At 29.8% G+C, this 22202-nt stretch carries 20 protein-coding genes, 1 tRNA gene and 5 pseudogenes; 10 read left to right on the top strand and 16 right to left on the bottom strand.

Annotation, left to right across the window (positions count from 1 at the left end; translation table 11 throughout):
- Positions 1–376: 376 nt before the first annotated feature.
- Positions 377–833 (top strand): annotated as a pseudogene (locus OTBS_RS09450) (conjugal transfer protein TraD).
- 102 nt (positions 834–935) lie between these two features.
- Complete coding sequence (locus OTBS_RS09445; protein ID WP_011944624.1) at positions 936–1481, top strand: hypothetical protein; 546 nt, start codon at positions 936–938, stop codon at positions 1479–1481.
- A gap of 67 nt (positions 1482–1548) precedes the next feature.
- Here the strand turns inward: OTBS_RS09445 and OTBS_RS09440 are convergent, their stop codons facing one another.
- The 6 genes from OTBS_RS09440 to OTBS_RS09415 all read right to left on the bottom strand — a co-directional run bounded on the left by OTBS_RS09440 (position 1549) and on the right by OTBS_RS09415 (position 6385).
- Positions 1549–2142 (bottom strand): HD domain-containing protein, encoded by a 594-nt coding sequence (locus OTBS_RS09440; RefSeq protein WP_011944625.1) that lies wholly within the window; start codon positions 2140–2142, stop codon positions 1549–1551.
- A gap of 134 nt (positions 2143–2276) precedes the next feature.
- Positions 2277–2657 (bottom strand): ATP-binding protein, encoded by a 381-nt coding sequence (locus OTBS_RS17300; protein WP_232488892.1) that lies wholly within the window; start codon positions 2655–2657, stop codon positions 2277–2279.
- Between the two features lie 26 nt (positions 2658–2683).
- Entirely contained in the window at positions 2684–3034 is a 351-nt protein-coding gene (locus OTBS_RS17295; RefSeq protein WP_041621371.1) for a hypothetical protein, read from the bottom strand.
- A gap of 4 nt (positions 3035–3038) precedes the next feature.
- Complete coding sequence (locus OTBS_RS09425; RefSeq protein WP_011944626.1) at positions 3039–3866, bottom strand: sensor histidine kinase; 828 nt, start codon at positions 3864–3866, stop codon at positions 3039–3041.
- A 544-nt stretch (positions 3867–4410) separates the two neighbouring features.
- Entirely contained in the window at positions 4411–5460 is a 1050-nt protein-coding gene (locus OTBS_RS09420) for a nucleic acid/nucleotide deaminase domain-containing protein (RefSeq protein WP_011945145.1), read from the bottom strand.
- On the bottom strand, positions 5438–6385 hold the full coding sequence (locus OTBS_RS09415; RefSeq protein WP_011945144.1) for an ankyrin repeat domain-containing protein: 948 nt from the start codon (positions 6383–6385) through the stop codon (positions 5438–5440). The genes OTBS_RS09420 and OTBS_RS09415 overlap by 23 nt, the downstream gene beginning before the upstream one ends.
- A 591-nt stretch (positions 6386–6976) precedes the next feature.
- Here OTBS_RS09415 and OTBS_RS09410 point away from each other — a divergent pair.
- A pseudogene (locus tag OTBS_RS09410) lies at positions 6977–7789 on the top strand (DNA adenine methylase).
- A 3-nt stretch (positions 7790–7792) separates the two neighbouring features.
- Here OTBS_RS09410 and OTBS_RS09405 read toward each other — a convergent pair.
- The 9 genes and pseudogenes from OTBS_RS09405 to OTBS_RS09365 all read right to left on the bottom strand — a co-directional run bounded on the left by OTBS_RS09405 (position 7793) and on the right by OTBS_RS09365 (position 13713).
- The gene (locus tag OTBS_RS09405) at positions 7793–8296 is read right to left on the bottom strand and encodes a hypothetical protein (RefSeq protein WP_011944266.1); all 504 of its coding nucleotides are present in this window, start codon (positions 8294–8296) and stop codon (positions 7793–7795) included.
- Between the two features lie 81 nt (positions 8297–8377).
- A pseudogene (locus OTBS_RS10710) lies at positions 8378–8593 on the bottom strand (bifunctional (p)ppGpp synthetase/guanosine-3',5'-bis(diphosphate) 3'-pyrophosphohydrolase); the annotation flags it as partial.
- Between the two features lie 227 nt (positions 8594–8820).
- Positions 8821–10203: pseudogene (locus OTBS_RS09395) on the bottom strand (replicative DNA helicase).
- Between the two features lie 75 nt (positions 10204–10278).
- A complete protein-coding gene (locus OTBS_RS18080) occupies positions 10279–10527 on the bottom strand; it encodes a DnaA N-terminal domain-containing protein (RefSeq protein WP_232488979.1) in 249 nt (82 codons plus the stop codon).
- Between the two features lie 14 nt (positions 10528–10541).
- Positions 10542–10943 (bottom strand): hypothetical protein, encoded by a 402-nt coding sequence (locus tag OTBS_RS18075; protein ID WP_041621268.1) that lies wholly within the window; start codon positions 10941–10943, stop codon positions 10542–10544.
- Between the two features lie 356 nt (positions 10944–11299).
- Positions 11300–11824, bottom strand: a complete 525-nt coding sequence (locus OTBS_RS18070) for a hypothetical protein (protein ID WP_041621267.1) — start codon at positions 11822–11824, stop codon at positions 11300–11302.
- Positions 11825–11926: 102 nt separating this feature from the next.
- On the bottom strand, positions 11927–12145 hold the full coding sequence (locus tag OTBS_RS09375; RefSeq protein ID WP_011944659.1) for a hypothetical protein: 219 nt from the start codon (positions 12143–12145) through the stop codon (positions 11927–11929).
- A 633-nt stretch (positions 12146–12778) separates the two neighbouring features.
- The gene (locus OTBS_RS09370) at positions 12779–13534 is read right to left on the bottom strand and encodes an outer membrane protein assembly factor BamD (protein WP_232489008.1); all 756 of its coding nucleotides are present in this window, start codon (positions 13532–13534) and stop codon (positions 12779–12781) included.
- Between the two features lie 93 nt (positions 13535–13627).
- Positions 13628–13713 (bottom strand) — tRNA-Leu (locus OTBS_RS09365).
- A 181-nt stretch (positions 13714–13894) separates the two neighbouring features.
- Here OTBS_RS09365 and OTBS_RS09360 point away from each other — a divergent pair.
- The 5 genes from OTBS_RS09360 to OTBS_RS14785 all read left to right on the top strand — a co-directional run bounded on the left by OTBS_RS09360 (position 13895) and on the right by OTBS_RS14785 (position 19307).
- A complete protein-coding gene (locus OTBS_RS09360; protein ID WP_232489007.1) occupies positions 13895–14377 on the top strand; it encodes a signal peptidase II in 483 nt (160 codons plus the stop codon).
- A gap of 776 nt (positions 14378–15153) precedes the next feature.
- Positions 15154–16245, top strand: coding sequence for a MobA/MobL family protein (locus OTBS_RS17735; RefSeq protein ID WP_269763925.1), 1092 nt, complete (start codon positions 15154–15156; stop codon positions 16243–16245).
- Positions 16230–17780, top strand: a complete 1551-nt coding sequence (locus tag OTBS_RS17730) for an AAA family ATPase (RefSeq protein ID WP_041621175.1) — start codon at positions 16230–16232, stop codon at positions 17778–17780. Before OTBS_RS17735 ends, OTBS_RS17730 begins: the two co-directional genes overlap by 16 nt.
- A 629-nt stretch (positions 17781–18409) precedes the next feature.
- Positions 18410–18982 (top strand): hypothetical protein, encoded by a 573-nt coding sequence (locus OTBS_RS09350; RefSeq protein ID WP_041621227.1) that lies wholly within the window; start codon positions 18410–18412, stop codon positions 18980–18982.
- 178 nt (positions 18983–19160) lie between these two features.
- A complete protein-coding gene (locus tag OTBS_RS14785) occupies positions 19161–19307 on the top strand; it encodes a hypothetical protein (RefSeq protein ID WP_157866365.1) in 147 nt (48 codons plus the stop codon).
- Positions 19308–19429: 122 nt separating this feature from the next.
- Here OTBS_RS14785 and OTBS_RS09345 read toward each other — a convergent pair whose 3' ends face one another.
- Positions 19430–19963 (bottom strand): hypothetical protein, encoded by a 534-nt coding sequence (locus OTBS_RS09345; RefSeq protein ID WP_011944725.1) that lies wholly within the window; start codon positions 19961–19963, stop codon positions 19430–19432.
- Between the two features lie 205 nt (positions 19964–20168).
- On the opposite strand from OTBS_RS09345, the gene OTBS_RS09340 reads away from it, so the two are divergent.
- Positions 20169–21239 (top strand): toprim domain-containing protein, encoded by a 1071-nt coding sequence (locus OTBS_RS09340; protein ID WP_041621228.1) that lies wholly within the window; start codon positions 20169–20171, stop codon positions 21237–21239.
- 50 nt (positions 21240–21289) lie between these two features.
- A pseudogene (locus tag OTBS_RS09335) lies at positions 21290–22202 on the top strand (Rpn family recombination-promoting nuclease/putative transposase).

Genomic DNA, 22202 nt, shown 5'->3' with positions numbered 1-22202 from the left:
AAACCGTTATTAATTGAAATTATATTTAAATATATCGCATAATTTAATTGTATATTATCTCTTGTAGGCCTTTTTCATTATGCTTTTCATGCTTTCCCTTATCCTAATCTGGCGTTTATAATACATTTTTTCATGTTGGGTTATTCCTTTTTTATTTAAATTTTCTTTTTAACTCAACATCATCTCTTTGTATACCTTTTATTCACTACCTTTCATATTTTCCTTATCCTAAATTGGCGTTACTAGACATCGCTCTCCCATTAATTTCTTTGTTCATATCATTGCTTCTCTTGCTACTTATTCTATCTCCAAACTTAATCCCTATCTTATCTCCTCTTCTTCCTATTCTAACTCCTTATCCTAAATTGGCGTTAACATGGCAAATCTTATGCAGCAAAAAATTACTCTCCAACAAAAAAAGGCTAAGCTAATCATGGATGAGGTTAACCTCAAAATCAAAGAACGTAAAATGCGTACTCGACGTCTTATCGAAATGGGTGGACTAGTCGCTAAGGCTAAGCTTGATCACTTATCAGCAAACACTTTATTTGGTGCGATTGGTTTCACTAAAAGAAACTTTAACACAACATCCAAATGTTCAGAATCATTGGACTACAATCGGTAAAGATATTTTTGATAAAGAACAGCAAAATAAAGCTGCTGTGATTTTAAAATTTTCCTCTGAACCAGACGAAAACACTAAGCACCACATTCGCCTTCATGGCTTAAAATGGAACAGTTTTCGTCAAGAATGGTGCGGCAATGTTAAGGACATTGAGGCCTTAAAGAATTGCCTTCTCAATGTTCAGTGCAAACTAGAGCTTGTATCTTAGTTTTTAAATACTTATATGAACTAAACAGAACTTGATAATATAGCTAATATAATTTATAAATCAGAAGTGTAATACAATATTTATTAACAACAAGGGTGATTTATGTATAGTACTAATTTTTATCAAGCTGAATCTAGTAGCGAAAGTTCGATAAATATAGCGCAGCTAGCTACAACTTTTACATTAAAAAAAGAAGGCAATAATACTTTAATCTTGATTGGATGGAGTAATATTGAATATGCCAATATTATTCAACAAGTAAAATTGAATTGTAATAGAGAAAAAGAATCAGTTAGTTATCGTTATGTAGATAGTGATAGTAGTTATATAGCAATAGAATATCATGAGTACGCTGTACAAACATGCAATACATTATACGCAGTAGAAAACTTTAATTATGACCAACTTATGTCTGTAGTATTAAAGTATGATCATGAACCTCTTAATTATCAAAGACAAAAGTCATTAGATAATAAGGATTTAACCATTGCATGTAATGATTTGAGTGAAAATCTACTAGAGCAATTAGATACATTCACTGATGACGATAGACTTGCCTATTATAGTGATAATATTCGTGTTCATAATCAGGATCAATTTAGAGATTTTGTAGGTAATATACTATTAATTGATGATCCAGAACGATAATATATCTATGCCAAGCAGCTATACTCCATTGTGAAAGTAGAAATATATGTAATGCTATGTATGCTAGTTAGAAAAAGTTTGTATTCCAACTAGCATAAAGCTCACAGTATTTATTTAGCTCTATGGCAATTTCTGGTAATTTAAGATATTCAGCAAGAGGTATAAATTCTTGCTGAGTTTCAATAACGATTTTTTGTCTTTTTTCATAAGGTTTTATGTGTATGGTTTGAATATTATGTAGTCGATCGAAAAGCTTAATTAATAATAGTTCTGTTTTATTTTGGCTATAAAATGTTTGAATCATTTCTCTAGAACTGATTTTTTTATTATCCTTAATTCTGGTGAGGTCTGAAACCTGTTCTGCAATATTATTACCAAATTCTTGACTTATTATTTCTTTGGTTAGTGTTGTGTCTTCGAGTGTATCATGTAGTATTGCTGTAATAATTGTATCAGTTTCAAAGCTGTAGTCTGATACCATATAAGCTACTTCTAATGGATGCATATAATATGGCTCTCCTGTATCTCGAAGTTGTTTGTCATGATATTTTTTAGCGTAAAGTATTGCTCTTTCAACTTTATCAAGATCAATTTTAGTATTAAATCTTACGTTGGTTTCAAACAGCTTATTTAGTAAGCTCTCGCTATAAAAGTCTATCATTTTCCATCTCCAAATAATCTTTAATAAATTATACCATAATTTAAACTTTTTATATGCTTCAATCTCAGACAAAGTCTAGGAAAGAAGCAAATCAAATTGTAAAATTTTTAATCATTAAAATGTGTTATTTTTGATTAAAAAAATTGTACTGGAATATTGCAAGTAATGGTTGTAAACTTGCCTTTCTCACTTTCTATTTCCATTTCTCCATTAAGTTGATTAATAAGGTAATTTACAAACCATAATCCTGATTCTAACATTTGTGGATAGTCTCGTACCAACTCAAAATCAGCTAATTTAGCTTTTATATCTCCTAATTTTTCTTTTGAAATACTGCTTCCTTTATCGTGTATTCTAAATTGTAGTATGTTATCGCTTTTTATATAATTTTTTACAGTAAACAAATGAACTGTAATTATAACCTTGCAGCTGTGATTAAATCTAATGACTCCTCCTATTAATTGACTTAATATAGCTTGTAAGTGATCACTATTTCCAATCACAATATCCTTCATTTTGTACTGAAAATTGTAATTGATTTTTATATCTTTCTCTTTTGCAATGTCTTAAGTCTCATGACAGCATCCTTTACTAGCTTTTGTATGCTAAATTTTTTTAAACATAAATTTTCATTCTCAATTTCGCTTCTAAGCGTGTAAACTACATCATTACAGTACTCTTGGAGATTTACTGCTCGATTTAATATTGTTTCCAGCTTATCTTTATTTTCTAAATCATTTAACATGATCTCGCTTGCTAGCCTTACAATTTCACTAGTTGCAATATTAAATCTATATTTGATATTCTGTATCAGATTCACACAATATTCTTTCAATGATTCAGCTACCTCGACCTGATACTTCGCTTTTCTTAACTTTGTTATTATCTCCATATATTCATCGATATTCTCCCTTTCTCCATTCACTAGCGTAATTGGTATTGGAGGAATTTGTACCATCCATTGGTTTTTCATAACATTCGCCAAAAGAAGAGTTAAAACTAGTTATTGGCACTTCAAATGCAAAAGTTATGTAATTATTTTCCTCTTTTGCTCTTAGCCTTCCTTTTAGCTGATGTATAAGATGTTTAATAAATGCTAATCCTTCTCCTAGTTCTTGATATGTTACCAAATTCAAATTCTCTAGTTCGGAATTTATTCTTTCTAATTTTTCTTTAGAAGGGCTTAGTACTATGTTTTGTACTGTAAATTGTAATATTTCTGAATACTGATTGATGTTAATAGTAATCTTGCTATGCTTACTACTATTTATAATAGCACTACCAATTAACTGACTTATTACTGCTTTTATTCTAAAACTATCTCCAATCAGAACCGTCTTTATGTCATTTTGAACATTTAGCTTTATATTCTCATTTTCAAAATGTTTCCTCATTCTGATAACGGTATTATTTATTAGCAATTCTATGTTAAATGTTTCAATCCTTACATTTGTTGATGCTATGTATTGTCTAAATAAAAAAATCATTCCATTTAGAGAAGTTATTATATTTACTTTTTTTCTGTCGTAGTTATTTACTATTAGCCTAAAATATTGTATCCACTCTATGCAATTTATGCTTACTTGCTCAGATTCCTCTAGCTGGCAGTATAGTTTTTGCATTTCAGAATCTATCTGTTTTATTGTTGTGCTATTAATTCCTTCTGTAGATAATTTTTCAGTTAATTTATTGATTTTATTTTGACCTTCGTATTCTATAGGCATAGAATTACCCTGCTGTTTTAAGTGTTAAAACTGTTATGCTAGAGATTAAAAAGATAAATTTAGTTGTTTATATGCTTTTAATCTCTATCGGAATATTATCTAAATCTTAAATCTCAGATAATATCAGGTATACAGTATCATTTCGATTTTTGTCAGTACATGACTTTTTGTCATATTTATGAAATTTTTTTTCATAATATTACACATTGATGCGAAATTATCGCATTGTTATTTACATCTAAAAAAAACAAAATATCTTTCAAAATGAGATATACAATTGATTCTGAGTTATAAAAAGACTTTGATAATTTAGTATATTAACTGAAAAAGTTCTGGACTTATCTTCTTTGCTATATTCTATTCTAGCATTTATATCGAGCTGTGTGTTTTTATAAAATTTTTGTGATAATTTTCTGTTTACTGTTAATCAAGCTATCTTGCATATGCAAAACGGTGATTATTATCAGTTTTTTTCCCTTATTCTTAGCTAACTCCTAAAGCAAATAATAGTTTATTGCAAATCTTGTTTTTGCTATTCTTCTAATTAGTTAGAATCACTAGTAGTAGCATCATCTCTTCCTAGTGGGAGAAATAATGATTCGCAATTTTCTAATTCACTAACAAAGTTCTCTTCTGATACAATGGAACATATTTTGTTTGGATAATTCCAGTTTTCATACACTTTCCCATGTGTACCATGGTATTGAACATCAAGATTATTTGCACTCTCATTATAAAGCTTAATAACTTTACTACAAGGCATACAAGATAATTTTGATATTCCAATATATGCTTCGCTATTATATGATTCATGATAATCACTGTGGATATGTTCTAACAAAATCATTTCAGCGTGTATTTGATTATTAGGAGTAGAGTGATTCTGAATTATTATTAAATTTTTAATGAAATCACCATTGTCTTTAAAATAGCTGCATACCCTTTTTATATTAAGGTTTATTTTATAAAATTCTGACAGTGATGATTTAACTTGATTAATTAAACGATAATTTTTACCTAAAACTTCATTACTATTGAGAAAATCTTTTATCTGACTATATGCTTCACAAAGAAAATTATAATGCTCATGTCGATCATCTACTGTTGTTGTAGCAAGCTTAGCTTGCTTGTAATGCGTTTCTACATTTCTCATGATGCCAAATATAAGCTGTTTAGATTGTCCAATATATCCAGTATTAAGCTTAAATACAGAATTCACAAGTTTGTTTTTTAATTTGTTATCATTGAGAACTGATTTAACTAATTCATCTGATAGGCTATCTTCTTGATTATTTATACACGACGTAATTATTTTTTTAGTATTCAGTAAAAATTTATCACATTCACTTTCACTGCCAGTATTAGCGTTATAAGTAACATAATATCTTTTGTCAAAAAAAGTCCCTGCTACAGCTATGGCTACGCATACCTTCTTGTTATAAACCGCTAGAATCTTAGCTAAGGAATCGAAAGCTTTTTGTTCTTCAGTCCTAGATGTATTCTTATATCTTCCACCAGCAAGAGCAAAATCACTATTAAACTGCCTTTTATGTATATTATTTAATATTTGCCTATACATAACAGTATCCTTCATTATTAGTGGTATTTTGCCCTAGAAGATATGCATCTTCTTCAACTGATATATATAGTTTCTGCATAAAATAATCTACAGGTAAGTCTTCTGATATAGCGTTATATCTTGTACTAAAATATACTAATATTACATTACTAGGTACTTTTTGTATAAGAGGCTGGATATTATCTTTTTCTATGCCTGTTATTGTATATCGTTTTAGTAGTTCTTTAATCTTGTAATTCAAAGAAAAACTTTTTACTATACTACTCCCTACACATTCAATACGGTTTATCAATATACCATTTTCGCTTAAATAATTTGCAAGCAGAGTATCAGCATATATCTGTGTGTTAAAGTTAAATCTTACATCAGTATTATTATTTACTAGATACTTTATTGTACATGATGCTTCATTGGTTAGATTTTGTGTATTGCGCTGTACATCACATACTTCTTCACTTATTGAATTATAAGACTGAAACAACATTTTAGTCTTATAATTCAAAGCTAGCTTTTCTGCTGTATCACCGTCTTCATCAGTAATATTCTGTTTTGCACAAGATTTCAATAGATACTTTGTTATGTTATATTTTCCTTTGCTAGCTGCAGTATGTAGGATAGTTCTGCCTAAGCTATTTTGTTTATTTATGCAATTCTTATCCTTTTTTACAAAAAGCTTAATTAACTTGACTGCTAATTTCTCATGATCAATATCAACATAATTTATTGGGAAATTATCATATTCATCTTTTGTACATATTGTGGCTTTCCTTTTTATCAAAAATTTGGCTACAGGAAAATTATTAGTGACAACTGCATAGGGTAGCAAATCAGTAGCATTTTCTGGAGAAATTTTACTTATTTTCTGTATATCTGATTTGTTTATATAAGCACTATCACTAAATTGCTCTTTATACCATAGCAAAAGTTCCTCTCTAGACATAATAATTTATTAACCTTAATTTAAATAAAATTAAATTCGCTTAATTTGTATTCTAGCAATGATTTTTTATTTTGCAATAACTGATATTAAGCAGTATCTCAAAGAAGAGATTGATATGTGCAATAGATAATAGATCCTCCATAAAACGTAAAACGTAGCTATGGAGATATCGTATTTTTAGATTTTTTTTGTTTATTGTTATTCTTATCACTAATAATCATAGCATTACTTTTGCTATTTGAAGTAGTAATTAAAGTGTAGCTAGAGATTCATTTGTACCTTTAATAGCAGATTCTGAAGTTTTAATGAAATAACCTCTAGCTAAATATTATCTAAATCTTGAATCTCAGATAATATCAGGTATACAGTATCATTTTGATTTTTATCAGTACATGACTTTTTGTCATAATTATGAAAAATTTTTTCATCTTTTTTAAAGTAGATGCGAAATTATCACATTGTATCTCTAGCTTCAAAAACATCATTCAAAAAAGATTTATAAAAAAAGCTCTGCAGCAGTTATTATTACTGGCTTTAAGGCTTATTTTCTACTATAATTCATAGTAGAGATTTAATTAATCAAAAATTCTTGTGTCAATAGCAATTTCTAATGAACCAAAGCCTTTTCTTCACTGGGTTGGAGGCAAAAGGAGAATTGTTGCTAAACTAATAAAGCATCTTCCTTCAGGGCCATACTATAATTACTATGAACCATTCCTTGGAGGTGGGGCTTTATTTTTTCAAGTTAGGCATCTGTTTAAACAATGTTTTTTGTCTGATATTAATCTCAACTTAATTACTAGTTATAACGCTGTAAAAAAGAATCCAAATGAGGTTAATAGATTACTAAATCTATATCACAAAAACCATTCTGAAAATTATTACTATAAAATAAGGGACAATTATTATAGTAATGATCCTAACGATATTACTGCAAAATTTATATATCTTAATAAATATTCCTTTAGGGGAATTTATAGGCTAAACAGAGACGGCACATCCGCTCAAACATTTTCTGATAAGTAATATCTTAAGCTTCATATTTGCTCTAGAATAAACAAATGTAGTAAACTTTTAACCGATGTATCAATTTGCGCAATGGATTTTTCATTTATAGGGCCTCAACAAAATGACTTTGTTTATTTCGATCCTCCTTACCACCAATCAGGAGAAAGGTTCTACACTAGAGTCCCATTTGATGAAAAAGAGCAAATCAGACTACGAGATTTTGTTTATGAACTCAACAATAAAGGTGTTAAAATTATGCTTTCAAATAATAACACTACCTTTATTAAAGCTTTATACAAAGACCTCTTCATCACTCATATTGGAGTTACATACTCAATTAATGAACAACGCAATCTCGTTAATGGGCTAATAATTACCAACTATAAAACTTATTAGTTATTAAATGTGAACCCGCCATCCAAAACGTATATGAATAGGAAGTGGTCTATAGTTAGCCATTGTGCTACATTCAATGTCTAAATATGTATCTCTTGATAAGTTTATTGTTGTACCAACTCCTACATCTATACCAGTACCACTATCACCATTGAAAACTGATACTAGGCCACCTGTAACAAAAATTGATGCTTTGTTACCTTCAATTATATTGTAATAATAATTTCCTTGAACAAAGTTATCTCTACAGTTGTGATGCCCAATAAATCCTAATCTTATATCCATTCTGTGCCGATCTAATCTATAACCAATTCCAGCTTCTAATGTATCGTAGTTAGTAGCAATACCAGTTGAAAATTTTATATAGAATTGTGAAGTATCAATACTAACTTTAGAAGTATTGAAGTTTACATTATTATTCGCTGTACATATTGATGGTGAAGATAATACAACGAATGCTAATATAACAGCATAACACGGTTGTAAAAGTGATTTTAAAATACTCATATCAGTATCTATCTAATTTAATATTTTTATAAAGTTAATGTTAATTATACTTTTTGTCAATTCTATTTCCTAGAATTAATCTATTGTATCTGTTTCAAAGCTGTGGTCTGATACCATGTGAGCTACTTTCAATGGATGTGTATAGTATAGTTCTCCAGTATCTCTCTTTTGCTGGCCATGATATTTTTTAGCGTAAAGTATTGCTCTTTCAACTTTATCAAGATCAATTTTGGTGTTAAATCTTACGTTGGTTCTGAGCAGCTTATTTATTAAGCTCTCACTATAAAAATCTATCATTTTCCATCTCTAAATGGTTATTAATAAATTATACCATAATTCAAACTTTTTGTATACTCCAATCCCAGATAAAAACTGGAAAAGAAGCAAATTAAATTATAAAATTTTTGATTCAGTTATCACGAACTAACCTTAAGTTGTATATCTCTGGTGTTAATGAGTAAAATTTTGCTGTAATTTTTTTTTTTGGACCAGCATTTTTTCATTTATGCATAATCTAGTGTTTATTAACCTTGCTGAGAGTTTTTAACAATATTGCCAAATTTAGAATACTGATTAGTATAGTGTAACTTCACTGTACCAACTGGCCCATTACGGTGTTTAGCAACAATTATTTCAGCAGTATTATGACATCTATCTTGTTTAGCAATCCATTCCGTATATTCTGGCGTTCCAGGAGCTGGCTCTGATCTAGATAAGTAATATTCGTCACGATATATAAGCATTACAATATCGGCATCCTGTTCAATGGAGCCTGATTCTCTTAGATCTGATAGCAACGGCTTTTTATCAGGCCTTTGTTCAACAGCTCTAGATAATTGTGATAATGCAATTATTGGAATATTAAGTTCTTTTGCAAGTGCTTTTAGGCTTTGAGTAATTTCAGAAATTTCATTTACTCTATTATATTGACTTCTATTTGAATCAATCTTAATTAACTGCAAATAATCAATAAATAATATTGCTAAATTATGAGTGCGTTTAAGTCTACGAGCTCGTGATCTAATTGCTGATATTGAGATTGCAGGAGCATCATCTATAAAAAAATTCCACTTTTGTATTTCATTTTGTACAGTCTTTAACTTATCAACATCTTGTTCACCTATTTTACCGTTAAATAATGCAGAGCTATTAATTTCAGATTCTATAGAAAGAATTCGAGTAGAGATTTGCTGAGATGACATTTCTAAAGAAAAGAAGCCAACTGATGGTACATTATCTTTAGTATTTTTTTGAGTAAGAAAATATTTACAAGCATTTATTGCTAAGTTAACTCCTAAAGCAGTTTTACCCATTGAGGGCCTGCCAGCTAATATTATTAGGTCAGAATTTTTAAATCCTCCAAGCTTTGAATCAAGGTCAGGTAGTCCACTACTAATACCGTTAATAGAGTTTTTATTTTTAATAGCAGATGAAATTGATGTCCATGATTCTTCAATTGAAGTTTATAATTTTATAAATCCTTGACTTAAAGTTCCTCTTGAAGCTAGATCATATAATTGAGATTCAGCAGTTTCGATCTTACTGATAGCTGTATCTGCTAAAGTAGAAGAATATGCATTCGTTGCTATTTTTTCTGCAATTTCAATTAAATAACGCCGCAGTGCGAGATCATATACTATTTTGCCGTATTCATTAACATTAACTATACTTAATGCTAAAGTTGTAAGTTTAGCTAGATAATCTACTCCACCTATTTCCTCAAATGCGAGTTCATTGCCTAGCATATTTTTGAGCGAAATTACAGTAGCACTAATTCCTTTACTAATAATGAGATTAATTGACTTATATATTTTACCATGTAATGGTTCATAAAAATGTTCCGGCAGTAAAAATTCGTTAATGTTATATAGCGCACGATTGTTAATCAGAATTGCCCCAAGTATCATTTGCTCTGCTTAAATATTATTTGGAGCAATCTTTGCAAGATCTTTTTCCATATCACTCTTTAAATTTTATTAAAATTATTCGAACTTAACTAACTCAAAAGAAAACCCTTGAGCTTTAAAAGCGTACTCAAAATCTTTCAGATAATTCCCTCTGATGTAACTATCTTCAAATTCTGTTTTTGCTTTAATGAATATTTTTTTATTAACATTATCTTCATTTACAACTTTTAATTTACTAAACCATATTTTATCAATAACTTGCTCATATTTGTAATGTTGAAGTATGTATTTTCGTACTTTGTACCAAGTTGAGTTGGAGTCCAATTGTTTACTCAGATTCAAGAGATACTCTTCTTCATTGATTTGTTTCTGTGAAACAGTTTTGAGTTGCTCAAATGGTGTAACTTGTAATTCTTGTCGTATCCATATACATCTTGTACAGCTTGTAATATCTTTGATCTATCACATTCTGTTAGTGTAATATTTTTAAGCAACTTAACAAAAAACTTAGTTCGAACTGCTGGCCCAAAACTACAAGAAGTCAAAATTTGATAAGCCATAGCTGCTTCAAAAGAACCAGCAATTTTATGCTTCAACTGGCTTTCCTTACTAAGATTTGTCCTTGTTTCAATTTGCGCAAGATATTTTTCCTTATTAAATTTTTCTACGTTATCAAGTCCACAGTTGTCACTATTTGCCTGATCAGTAGTTCGTAATTCATTTGCTAACGCTTTTGCCATATAGTTTAGAACTGATGCCTTACCGCCAAAATGATAATTCGAATATTGATCTGCTAGCTTTAATAGTAATTTGTTGATAAAGTATATGTTAAAACCTCTATCAGACTTATGTTGCAGTGTAACTACATCTTCTGGTGTTAGTTGGGTAAAAGTCTTCTAGCCTGTACCTTTTGAACCATTCTTTTTTACCATTCGAAGACTTGAGAATCTTTGTTATTAGTGATTCAATGTCTTTATTGCGATTTTTAGTTGAAGTCCGTATATCATTTTCAAAATCATCAACATTTTGAAAATTTTGTTCTTCATTTTCATTTTTGTTATTCTCTACTAACTCACCTTCAGTAGATCTAGATATTTTAGATTTTTTTTATATATCTATATATGTCCCTGAAAAAAGTTTCAGGTTGACCTGAAATTTCTTTCATGTTGGGACGAAATTTTTTTTCTGGTAAGGCTATATTTTCTTCTTTTCCTTTTTCACTATAGTGCTGAAAATTTTTCAGAATTTTTATGCAAGGAACATTACGTAACTTAACATTGTCTTTAATTATTGTCCTATTTTCAACTTCAATAAAACCTGCATCTCTTAATTCTACTAAGCATTGCCTAACTCTTCTTTGACCAACATTCAGCTTATCTTCATAAAGTTGATAACTTTCCTGTAATTCATCTATATCTTTGTTGTAATAGATATGTAGTCTAAATACTATGAATGATAAAAGCTGTTTAGATGTTTTACTTAATGCTTTTCCATTATCTCCACTTAGCTTTCTCCATTCTGGTGGAATGATATTTCCAATAAAGTTATAAAATATTGTGTCATTATTGTTACTATTATTTTTAATAATATTACAACTATTACTACAGGGCGCATTTTTCATCTCCAAAAATACAGCTATAGTAGGTGTTTTAGAAAATAATTTTTTTATAAAATTACAGTCAAATTTTTGTTCAAAAGGTTGAAAATAGGTTGAAAAAAATTTTTATGCCAAACATATATAAATCTTCATACTTATACTATCTGCCTTAGAAGACCAATTTTTCCTATAGCACATCTTTAAATCAATGATATGTCCAAGATTATTAAACTTTATGTCTTGATTTAGATTATTAAACTTTATGTCTTGATTTTTCGATGATAGCAACTTTATACGCTCAAGTTTCGTTAACCATGTATTTCTGTCTATGCTGTGTACAGCCATTGTTTCCCTCTTACGTTCTTACTTTTCTGCTAACCCTTCGGGCTCCACCCACATTACTGGATTTCATCACTACTATGGCTAACTCAGCCATCCTTACACCATCTCCAAAGCATCACTTGTACTTTGAATACTTACTTAATTACGTAAGAGTTATAAGGACTTCTCAAGTTGTGTCATTAATCTTTACAAACTCGCTGACGCCTGTGACCCCGGTGGTTGAAAATTTTTGGATTTTTACTAGTTTGACCTCCAATCTTCTTTTGCCTACTATGTAGTCTAACATATCGGCTTCCACTACATCTCACTTTCAGGGCTATCACGTTCACCATTTGGTTTCGGCTCGAATGTTTCACTGTCTACGCTTTACTACTGTCGTTACCTTCAGCAGCACAAGACTCGCTATATGGTGGATCTAGCTTCTCCTTCCATAACTTCACTTTCATCAGTAAGATTAATTCACCTTATCTTGATTCACTTACAACTATCTGTATATTACATTTGGTGAAGCTGCCTTATATAGAAAATATGATAAACAAAAACTACTATGCAATTATTCAAATATGCTTTTTGAATGGAAGAGATGGCAACATCCAGTCTATCTAGTATAAAAATGCTGCATTACATGGAATTGCTTTACGCATTACAATCATTGAGCTGTAATAATGAGCTAGCTCGTTTAGACCAAGTACCGTTTGGAAATTTAATGTTCAAAATAGCTAATTGTTCTTTCATTTCTTGCTTGCGTCCTAACAGTGCATAGCTTTGAGCAATTCTATAAATAGCTTCTGGATAATATGATGTATGAGAATACTTATCCACTACAGTATTAAATCTATTTAAAGCTGCAATAGGATTTTTCTTATTTAAATAAAACTTTCCGATATCAATTTGACTACTAGCTAAATTTTTAGAGATAACATTTATTTTTTCTTTTGCTTTTACAGCAAAATCACTTTTAGGAAATTTATCTATTACTTGCTGTAGCGCTAATTTTGCATGAAGAAGCTGCTCTAGATCTTGTTGATTATGAGCTTGCTTGTATTCTGCCAGAGCTTTTAAATAGTATACATCCGCAATTTTTTGATGCACAGGGTGTAATCTAATAAAATTATCTAGCACCTCAGATGCTTCTGAATATTGTCCTGCTAAGTATAGACTATAGCCTTGCATTAATTCTGCCTTTGTTGCAGTATTTGAGCCAAGATGTTGAACAAAAATATCAAAAAATTGCTTTGCAGCAGCATTATATTTTTTCTTCTGAAAGAGCAACTCAGCTCTTGAGTATGCATCATCTTCTGAAAGGTAAGTAATTATTGTTTTTTCTTTTGCAAAGATTATGCAGTTAGTAAAACATAACAAAACAAAAAGAGTGCAAATAAATCTAAACATATTAAGTAATTTATTTATTATAGTATTTAGGTTATACATTACTAAATTTAATATTATTTTATTGTACAAATATTAAATAAATAATAAAACAGTTGGTGCCCTTGACTGGACTTGAACCAGCACGCTTTTATGAGCGACAGATTTTGAATCTGTTGTGTCTACCATTCCACCACAAAGGCAATTAATACTTGCATGAAGTATACAACTTATTTATAAAAATTAAAAGATTTAATGTTCTAACAGTAATTAAATTATGACACTACTAAATTTTACAATACGTTCATATTATTTGAAGCAGTTTTATAAAAATTTTATGTTTATAGAATATCATTAATGTTATTAGAACAGGTTATATATATTATGTGTAATTTAGAAGTGTCTAAAAATAATAGTAGTAGAAATAAGTTATGGTCATTAATTTTTGGAACTCAATTATTGATTATTGATCAATTAGTTAAGTCATTTTTTATTAACTTTTTAAAAAAGACTCCTGGAATAGCAATTTCAATTTTTAAGTACTTCAAAATATCATATGTTTGGAATTATGGTATTAGTTTTGGAATATTTAACTATTATTATGATATTGGCAATATTTTTTTTCTTATTGTTAATACTATAATTGTACTATGCATTTGCTACTTGATAACAAAAGCTAAGAAATTATTGCAGTTTAATGCTTATATGCTAGTAATTATTGGTGGTACTAGCAATATCATAGATAGAATGCTATATGGTGCTGTTTTTGATTTTATAGATATATATTTGATAATATTTAATTTAGCTGATTTATATATTTTTGTTGGTACAATATTGCTAGTAATTTATTATTCATATTATGAATGATAAATATGATAAACTACATTTTATTGTACTATATTATTCAGAGTGCGATAGTAAGTAGAATAATAGTTACAGTGATAGATTGATATTAAAAACAGAAAAATGATAAGAATAAAGGAAACATATATTCTTTGTACTGCACTCAAAAGTATCACTTTATATCTATGATGCAAGTAAATAGATAATAATTTTTAAAATTCTTGTATGGCAACAAGTAAAAATATATCACTACTGTTAATAACTCAGCTAAGCTTAATTGTTACTTTGGTTATACTACTTGCTATTAGTATCTTTCTTTCCTACTCTTGATATATCTTGCAAAAATTATCTATTAAATATGTATAACCAAACTACTATAAAGCAGTTATAATAGCTTGGCTATTACTATGACCTAGATATGCTTTTCGAAAAGTATATAAACGCCAGATTAGGATAAGAAAAAGTATGAAAGGTATAATAAAAAGGTATACAAGAGATATTATGTAATATCTTTAAATATAGTTTCAATTAATAGCAGTTTATTTATTGCTCACATGTCTGTAAATGCAATTTTAGGATAAGAAACAATTAGAAATATGTAATATACAAGTGTTATAATGGTGAATGTTCAGGTTATTAAGTATAGTATTACGAAAGAATATTTGTAGAAATATGAGCAATAAATAAACGGTTATTAATTGAAACTACAGATAATATATAATTATACATTACCTCTTGTATACCTTTTACTCACTACCTTTCATATTTTCTCTTATCCTAAATTAGAGTTTCAAATATTAATGAATGAGGTGGAACAGACTGAAAAAAGAAGAAACAGTCAGCTATTGAAGGATATCGTAATAGCACTGCCAGACGATAAGGAATTGAATTTAGAGCATAGAATAGAAATAACTCATCAAATAGTTGATGCAATGGGGGAATGGGTGCAAAATGGTCTTGGAGTACAGATAGACATTCATAAGCCTCATAGAGGAGATAAAAACTGGCATGCGCATATATTGGTTACTACAAGAAGATTTAGAGAAGATGGAACTGGTTTAGGAGATAAAGCAGTAAATTTAAACCCCAAATGCAGAACAGTTAATGGCAAAAAGTTTGTTATTCGAGATTCCGAGATGATTCATGAAAAAGTGAAGGAAATAATTAATGCATATTTTGCTAAATTAGGCTTAACAAATAGAGTTGATAAGATAAGTGCAGTACCGCAAGAGCATATTGGCCCTACTAGAATTAGGGGTTTAATTAATGAAGTTGCAAATGAAAATGAGTTACGTAAAGAGGCTAATTTAAAAATTATTAAGGATGTTGATGTAATAACGGATGCTATAACACATTACAAATCTATTTTTACTAAGCAGGATATTGAAAAAGCAGTAAAAGATATACCAGACCTAACAGAAAGGGGAATGTTAGTTCAGCAAGTGTTCAGTTCAAATAGAATACTAGAGTTATATCATGATGATGGTGAAAGTAGCAAATATTTTACTACAACTGATGTTAGAGACGAGGAAGTAAGAATAATAAGAATAGCTAATAAAATCAATAATCAAGTTTATTACAACGATATTTACAATCTTAAAAGTGATATAGAAGGTCTAGCAAATGTTAGTGAAGAACAGAAACAAGCTCTAAGGCATATTTTGCTTAGCACTAGTGGAGTTAGAGTACTAAGAGGAAGAGCTGGAACAGGTAAATCCACTGTTTTAGCAAAAGCATATAAAATTGCAACAAATCGTGGACAAAATGTTATTGGACTTGCTCCTACTCATAAAGCGGTATCAGAGCTGAGGAGCAAAGGTTATAAGGAAGTCTATACAGTAAAAGGATTTTTGTATAATCGAAAAAAAAAATTTTTATGCAAAATAGGTTAATAGTAGTAGATGAAGCTGGAATGGTTGCTACTAGAGAATATGCAGAGCTGTTTAGAGTAGTTAGAAACAATAATTGTCAACTGATACTTGCTGGAGATGAAAAGCAGTTAGCTTCAATAGAAAGAGGCGGAATGTTTGAGATGCTGAGTAATATTTTCAGTTCACATGTTTTAGTGAATATTCGAAGACAAAGTGAAAACTGGAGCAGAGAAGCAGCAACAAAGTTTGCTGAGAGTAATATTTTAAGCGGTATAACATTACTGAGACAAAATAAATGTATTAAGTTTGATAATACGTTGCAGGACTCAATGAGTAAGTTAAGATACAACTGGAGTCTAAGCAAGTTTAAGCTACATGAAAAATTGGTAATTACAGTACGTAATAAAGAGGTAGACATTCTTAATTCAAGTATTAGATCTTTGTTAAAAGCTAATGGCACGCTACAAGGCACAGAATATAGGCGTTCAATAGCTGGAAGGAAAGAGTCCTACATGGCTGGAGATCGAATTGTATTTCAAAAAAGCGATAAGGATTTACAAATACAAAATAGTGAATTTGCAACTTTAACTTCGGTTAATAAAAATGAATTTGTAGCTAAGACAGATGCAGGACAAGATGTGAGTTTTGACCCAAGCAAAATACAATTTAAACATGGTTATGCAAGTACTGTTTATAAGGCCCAGGGAGCTTCTATAAAAGATGTATACGTTTTACATAATGGAGTAAGTAATATAAGCAGCTCATACGTAGCTATGACAAGGCATATAGAGAAATTACAGCTATATTGCAATAAGGAAGCAACTAGAAGCATTAACAGCTTAATAAATCAGCTTAGCAGACCAAATGATAAATCAGCTAGCATAACTCTGAAAACTGCTCATGATTTGGAGAAAGCACGGACAAAGACAACTGTTTTTAGTAAAATCGAAAACTGGTTTAAGTCTATAATCAATGATATCAATGATAGATCTCATGTGAATGAAGAATATTATCACTTTACTGCTAAACCAGAGCAAGAAGCTAAAGTAGAAAGAGTCCAGCAAGAGAATTGCATAAAGCAATGTACCACCAAAGATATTTCTACTCCATTGTTTATGCAAATCAAAGAACAAAGACAGTACAATTATGATGTAACCATTTTGTCTGCAGAAGGAAAAACGATATCAAGTTTTCAGGAAGCTGGCATTGATAGCAGAATGGTATATAGCTCAAATGTTAATAATTTGAAGTACTATCAACCATTTCAAGGAGAAAAGATTCTTATAGCTGCAAATAATGATAAACAGAATAAAGAATATGTAAGCACTATAAACGATGCTGCAAAAGTACTGAAAAGTAAAGGAGCAATCACTAGCATCGTAGTTCCTTCAGAAGGTGAAGATTTTAACGAAATGCTAAAAAATAAAGGAGCCACAGCTGTTAAGGAGCTTGTGATACCTGAAATCATGAAATTAGTTAATAATCAGAACGTAAAAACAGACCCTGAACAAATTGTAAAAACTGATATATCTCCAAAAATTGGAGTTAGACGGTAGTACTGAAGATAGAAATTACACACATGCCTACGTAAAAATAGTAAATAAACAAATAAAGCTCTAATTTAGTGTCAAATAGTTGAGAAATTTAGACTCCAAAGATTATTATTGAAAAATCTAATCTTACTATGTATTATTAAACTAACTTAGATTTGTAGTGATTAAGTATAGTATACATAATAATTGATGCAACTATAATAAAACTAATATACTCTTCTGTCGCACTATGGCAATAATACTGACCATGGCGTCTTAATCTTGTGTTTAATCTTATAATTGCATCAATTATTGTGTATATCTACGTCTTATTTTTATATCGCAGCTTTAACCAATAAATACTTAATCTAGAATTATACCGTCAGTATATCTTAATACTCCAATTATTGCTACTTCTTTTATTAACTATTCAAGTTAAAGTAATAGATATAAAACATCTCACAGTATAATCTATGTAATTCGCATTATGCCACGCTAAGAGAATACTGAAAGCATTTGAACTTTTGCAAGCTCTACATTTAACAGGAAAACTATCTCAATAATCACTTAGCAATAAAATTATAATTCAAACGGTAAAAATAGCAAATGTTTATACCGCAAAACAATTTAGTGACGCGAAGGTGAGGTTTTATATGACTGACAAAATCAATGATTCAAATAATTTCAATAACATTCATAATTCAAAAACAGAGATAGAAAATTCTAAGGCTAACAGCTGGAACCACAACGTGGCTGTAAAGTTGATAAATGGTGATATTGCTGATGGTATAGTGCTGCTTAGTGATCATAATAGCTTAAAGGCTAATAACACTCTGAAAGAATCAATAAACCAATTAATCAATGATTGGAAAAATAGTAAAGTTGAGCCGCATGACCGCTTGATAATTGCTGGTCATAAGGAAGCTGAAAATATTAATCAACACATCAGAAATTATATGAAGGAAAATGGTGATCTAAAAGGCCCAGAATACAGCATTTTAATTTCAGGAGCTGAATCAAAAAAATATGCTAACTACATGGCTGGAGACAGAATTATTTTTCAAACAAACGATAAGGATTTACAAATACAAAACAGTGAATTTGCAACTCTAGTATCAATTGATGAAAATAAGTTTGTAGCTAAGACAGATACAGGAAACGAGGTAAGCTTTGATTTGAATAAAATAAGCTTTAAACATGGAACATCTATAATGGAACATCTATAAAAGATGTATATATTGTGCATAATGGAGGAGTAAGCAATATAAGTAACTCTCGTAGCTATAGACATATATTGTAAAAGAAGCTACTAAAAGCGTTAACAGTTTAGTAAATTAGTTCAAGCAAGGCAAATAAAAACTCAGCTAGCATAACTCTGAAAATCGCGTACAATTTCAATGAAGGATGGATCCAGGAAAAACAACTGTTTTTAGTAAAATTGAACATTGGTTTAAGTCGGTAGCAACTGATATCAATGACAGATATCATGCGAACGAAGAATATTACAAGTTTCCTTATGAAGTAGATGAATCAGCTGAAGTAGAGAGCTAAGGCAAGAGAACATCATAAAGTAATGCTCACTCAAAAGACATTTCTACTCCATTGTTTATGCAAATCAAAGAAATAAAGACGCTACAATTTTGCTTTATAAAATAAAAGCAAAATTAGCAACTTTAATTATTGTTGCTTGTTGTATCACTTACATCACCTGATAAGCAGTGTTCTCTAAATTCCTCAATAGTAAAGACATTAACTTCATCACAGCGATGATTACTTTGCTGATATTGAGCAAACTCGCGCACTGCATTTATAAAACCTTGGCTTGAATCGCTACATACAAAAGTAAAATCTACAGGTTGCGAGTGTTGCTGTTGACATTCTATAATTTTGGATTCTAGTGTTTTTAGCTTATCTTCTCCATCAGCATGATCCTCAAAGTTTGGTACTTGATATACTACATCCCTGAAATTAGAATTAACATATTTTATTGTTGTTAGTATAGCAGGTATCATATCATAATCAACACGTCCACTAACTTTTGACTGATAAAAACTAGCTGTTTTAGCGATATTATACTGCTCATCATCATCTCCTCCAATAAAAATCAACTCCCTATCCTTATTTGAATTTGATTTTAATTTAAACAAAAAATCGAGAATTAACTTTCCATTTTCTGATAATGGTCTATCAGATTCATATTCGTACATAATTACCTAAGTTATTTAATTGATAATATATTAATAATTTTATTTAATTATTAATATATTATCAATTAAATAACAAGAAAATATGCAATTTAATTAAAATATATTAAGATCTTTCGGTAAAATCAGTGGATCGTTCATAACAATCGCAAAACGAAATGCGAATGACCCTAATATAACAATTATAGCCGAAGGGGCTGAAACAGCATTGAGCTTACAGCAATCAGGCATTAAAGGTAATATCATTGCCAGTGCAGGAATTTCAAATTTGACAAATTATTCACCATTTCTAGGCGAAAAAATCATCATTGCAGCAGATAATGATGGAAAAATTTCTCTAACTAATAATACTGTAATTAAAGCTGCAAAAACGTTAGAAATGAAGGGAGCGATAACTTGTATAGTCAAACCACCAGAAAATGGTGATTTTAATAATCTTCTGCAAACTTGTGGAGACCAGTCAATTAGAGACATTATAGAACCTGAAATTACTAAACTGACTAAGGCAGTTGAAACAACCAAACTTACTCAAACAGAAAATAATAGTATAGCAAAACAAAATGATATTACGAATGTTAAAGAATTGTATAATAAATCTTCATCTCTATACTACTGTAAACAAGAAGAGGAAGCTAAGGTGGAAACGATAGTTGTGAATAAATATCTAGAAAACCATACAGAAATTTATAGTTCAAAAATCTTTGATAATCCTAATTTAAGAGCAAATATGGTTTTTGATGAAAAGACTCAAAAATCCTGGCCTACACTCACTATTTTTGTTAAAAATGACAAAGATGAAATTACTGGAGCTAAGATATTAACTCTGAATTCAAAAACATGTAATAAAGCTGATGTAGCTGAAAAATCTGTTGGTACAATTAGTGGCTCATTTGCTGAAATTGCTCAACAAAATTCAAAATATTCACCTGTAACAATCATTACAAAGGATATTGAAACAGCGTTAACCATTCAACAAGCTGGAGTCGAAGGCAAAATCTTATGTGCAATTGAAGCAGAAAATTTGCAAAACTATAATCCTGGCCCAAAAGAAAAGATCATTCTAGCAGTTAAAAATGACGTAAATACTGAAAAAGCTGAAAAAGTTCTAGAGGATAAGGAAGCAGTAGTCTGTACAGTCAAAAATGACTTCAATAATGTATTAAAAACTCAAGGATTATATGCTGTTAGAAATATTATCAGCCCTGAAATAAGAAAACTTAATGAAAAGAATAAATCCATACAAACTAATATACAACCAAGATTATGTCTGAAACACTAGGCAGAGTATGACGCAGCATTTTTTATAAAAAAAACTATAGGCTGAAAAATATGACAAAAAAATTAAAGCATGATTCATTGGCAAAGACAATCATGAGCGATCCAGTGGCTGCACAAGAATTTCTAGAGTATTATTTACCAAGTGATTTCAAGAGTTTAATAGATTTATCAAAAATAAAAGTAGAGCAAGAAAGTTATATAGAAGAATCGTTAAAAAAAATATAGCGATATCGTCTATAAAGTTGCAACCAAAAAGCATGGCAATGCTTTTATTTATATATTAATTGAAGCTCAATCAACCGTTGATTATTGGACAGCTCTGCGGTTATGGAGATACACATTGTTATTGTGCGAAAGGCATAAGAAAGAAAAAACTAAATTACCATTAGTGTATAATTTAGTGATCTATAACGGCAAAGAAGTCTACAACGCACCTAGAAATTTGTGGGATTTATTTACCGATTCAATGATAGCTAAGCAATTAATGACCTCTGACTATCAATTAGTCGATTTGCAAAGTATGTCGAATGATGAAATTATTAGGAAAAAGCATATCGGAATGCTCGAATATATGCTAAAACACATTCATCAACGAGATATGTTAAAGCTTTGGCAAGAGTTTCTAATAAACTTCAAACATGTTTTAATACTTGATAAAGAAAAAGGTTATGTTTACCTAAGATCATTTTTATGGTATACTGATACTAAATTACTAGAGAATCAGCAACCAGAATTAGAGCAGATTCTGGCTAAGTATTTATCTGAAGAAGAAAAAGGTAATATTATGAGAACTATTGCTGCAAAATATATTGATGAAGGCATAGCTAAAGGCAGAGCTGAAGCTGCACAAGGGCTTGCAAGGAACTTATTAAAAGCTGGCTTTTCAGTTGAATTTATTGCTGAAAATACTGGGTTATCAAACGAAGAAGTGGTTAATTTAAAAGTTAGCATGGATAATTCTTGA

The sequence above is a fragment of the Orientia tsutsugamushi str. Boryong genome (assembly GCF_000063545.1).
GTDB lineage: Bacteria > Pseudomonadota > Alphaproteobacteria > Rickettsiales > Rickettsiaceae > Orientia > Orientia tsutsugamushi_C.
The sequence above is the reverse complement of the archived record's forward strand: the minus strand, read 5'-3'. Positions and strand labels throughout refer to the sequence as shown.

Excerpts from the sequence above, each read along its gene's own strand:
- OTBS_RS09360 (WP_232489007.1), top strand. The coding sequence starts at position 13,895 with ATGTGTAATTTAGAAGTGTCTAAAAATAATAGTAGTAGAAATAAGTTA.
- OTBS_RS17295 (WP_041621371.1), bottom strand. The coding sequence starts at position 3,034 with ATGGAGATAATAACAAAGTTAAGAAAAGCGAAGTATCAGGTCGAGGTA.
- OTBS_RS09370 (WP_232489008.1), bottom strand. The coding sequence starts at position 13,534 with ATGTTTAGATTTATTTGCACTCTTTTTGTTTTGTTATGTTTTACTAAC.
- OTBS_RS17730 (WP_041621175.1), top strand. The coding sequence starts at position 16,230 with ATGCAAAATAGGTTAATAGTAGTAGATGAAGCTGGAATGGTTGCTACT.
- OTBS_RS09350 (WP_041621227.1), top strand. The coding sequence starts at position 18,410 with ATGACTGACAAAATCAATGATTCAAATAATTTCAATAACATTCATAAT.
- OTBS_RS17300 (WP_232488892.1), bottom strand. The coding sequence starts at position 2,657 with ATGAAGGATATTGTGATTGGAAATAGTGATCACTTACAAGCTATATTA.
- OTBS_RS17735 (WP_269763925.1), top strand. The coding sequence starts at position 15,154 with ATGAATGAGGTGGAACAGACTGAAAAAAGAAGAAACAGTCAGCTATTG.
- OTBS_RS09420 (WP_011945145.1), bottom strand. The coding sequence starts at position 5,460 with ATGAAGGATACTGTTATGTATAGGCAAATATTAAATAATATACATAAA.
- OTBS_RS14785 (WP_157866365.1), top strand. The coding sequence starts at position 19,161 with ATGGATCCAGGAAAAACAACTGTTTTTAGTAAAATTGAACATTGGTTT.
- OTBS_RS18075 (WP_041621268.1), bottom strand. The coding sequence starts at position 10,943 with ATGGCAAAAGCGTTAGCAAATGAATTACGAACTACTGATCAGGCAAAT.
- OTBS_RS09405 (WP_011944266.1), bottom strand. The coding sequence starts at position 8,296 with ATGAGTATTTTAAAATCACTTTTACAACCGTGTTATGCTGTTATATTA.
- OTBS_RS09445 (WP_011944624.1), top strand. The coding sequence starts at position 936 with ATGTATAGTACTAATTTTTATCAAGCTGAATCTAGTAGCGAAAGTTCG.
- OTBS_RS09345 (WP_011944725.1), bottom strand. The coding sequence starts at position 19,963 with ATGTACGAATATGAATCTGATAGACCATTATCAGAAAATGGAAAGTTA.
- OTBS_RS09440 (WP_011944625.1), bottom strand. The coding sequence starts at position 2,142 with ATGATAGACTTTTATAGCGAGAGCTTACTAAATAAGCTGTTTGAAACC.
- OTBS_RS09375 (WP_011944659.1), bottom strand. The coding sequence starts at position 12,145 with ATGGCTGTACACAGCATAGACAGAAATACATGGTTAACGAAACTTGAG.
- OTBS_RS18070 (WP_041621267.1), bottom strand. The coding sequence starts at position 11,824 with ATGAAAAATGCGCCCTGTAGTAATAGTTGTAATATTATTAAAAATAAT.
- OTBS_RS09425 (WP_011944626.1), bottom strand. The coding sequence starts at position 3,866 with ATGCCTATAGAATACGAAGGTCAAAATAAAATCAATAAATTAACTGAA.
- OTBS_RS09415 (WP_011945144.1), bottom strand. The coding sequence starts at position 6,385 with ATGTCTAGAGAGGAACTTTTGCTATGGTATAAAGAGCAATTTAGTGAT.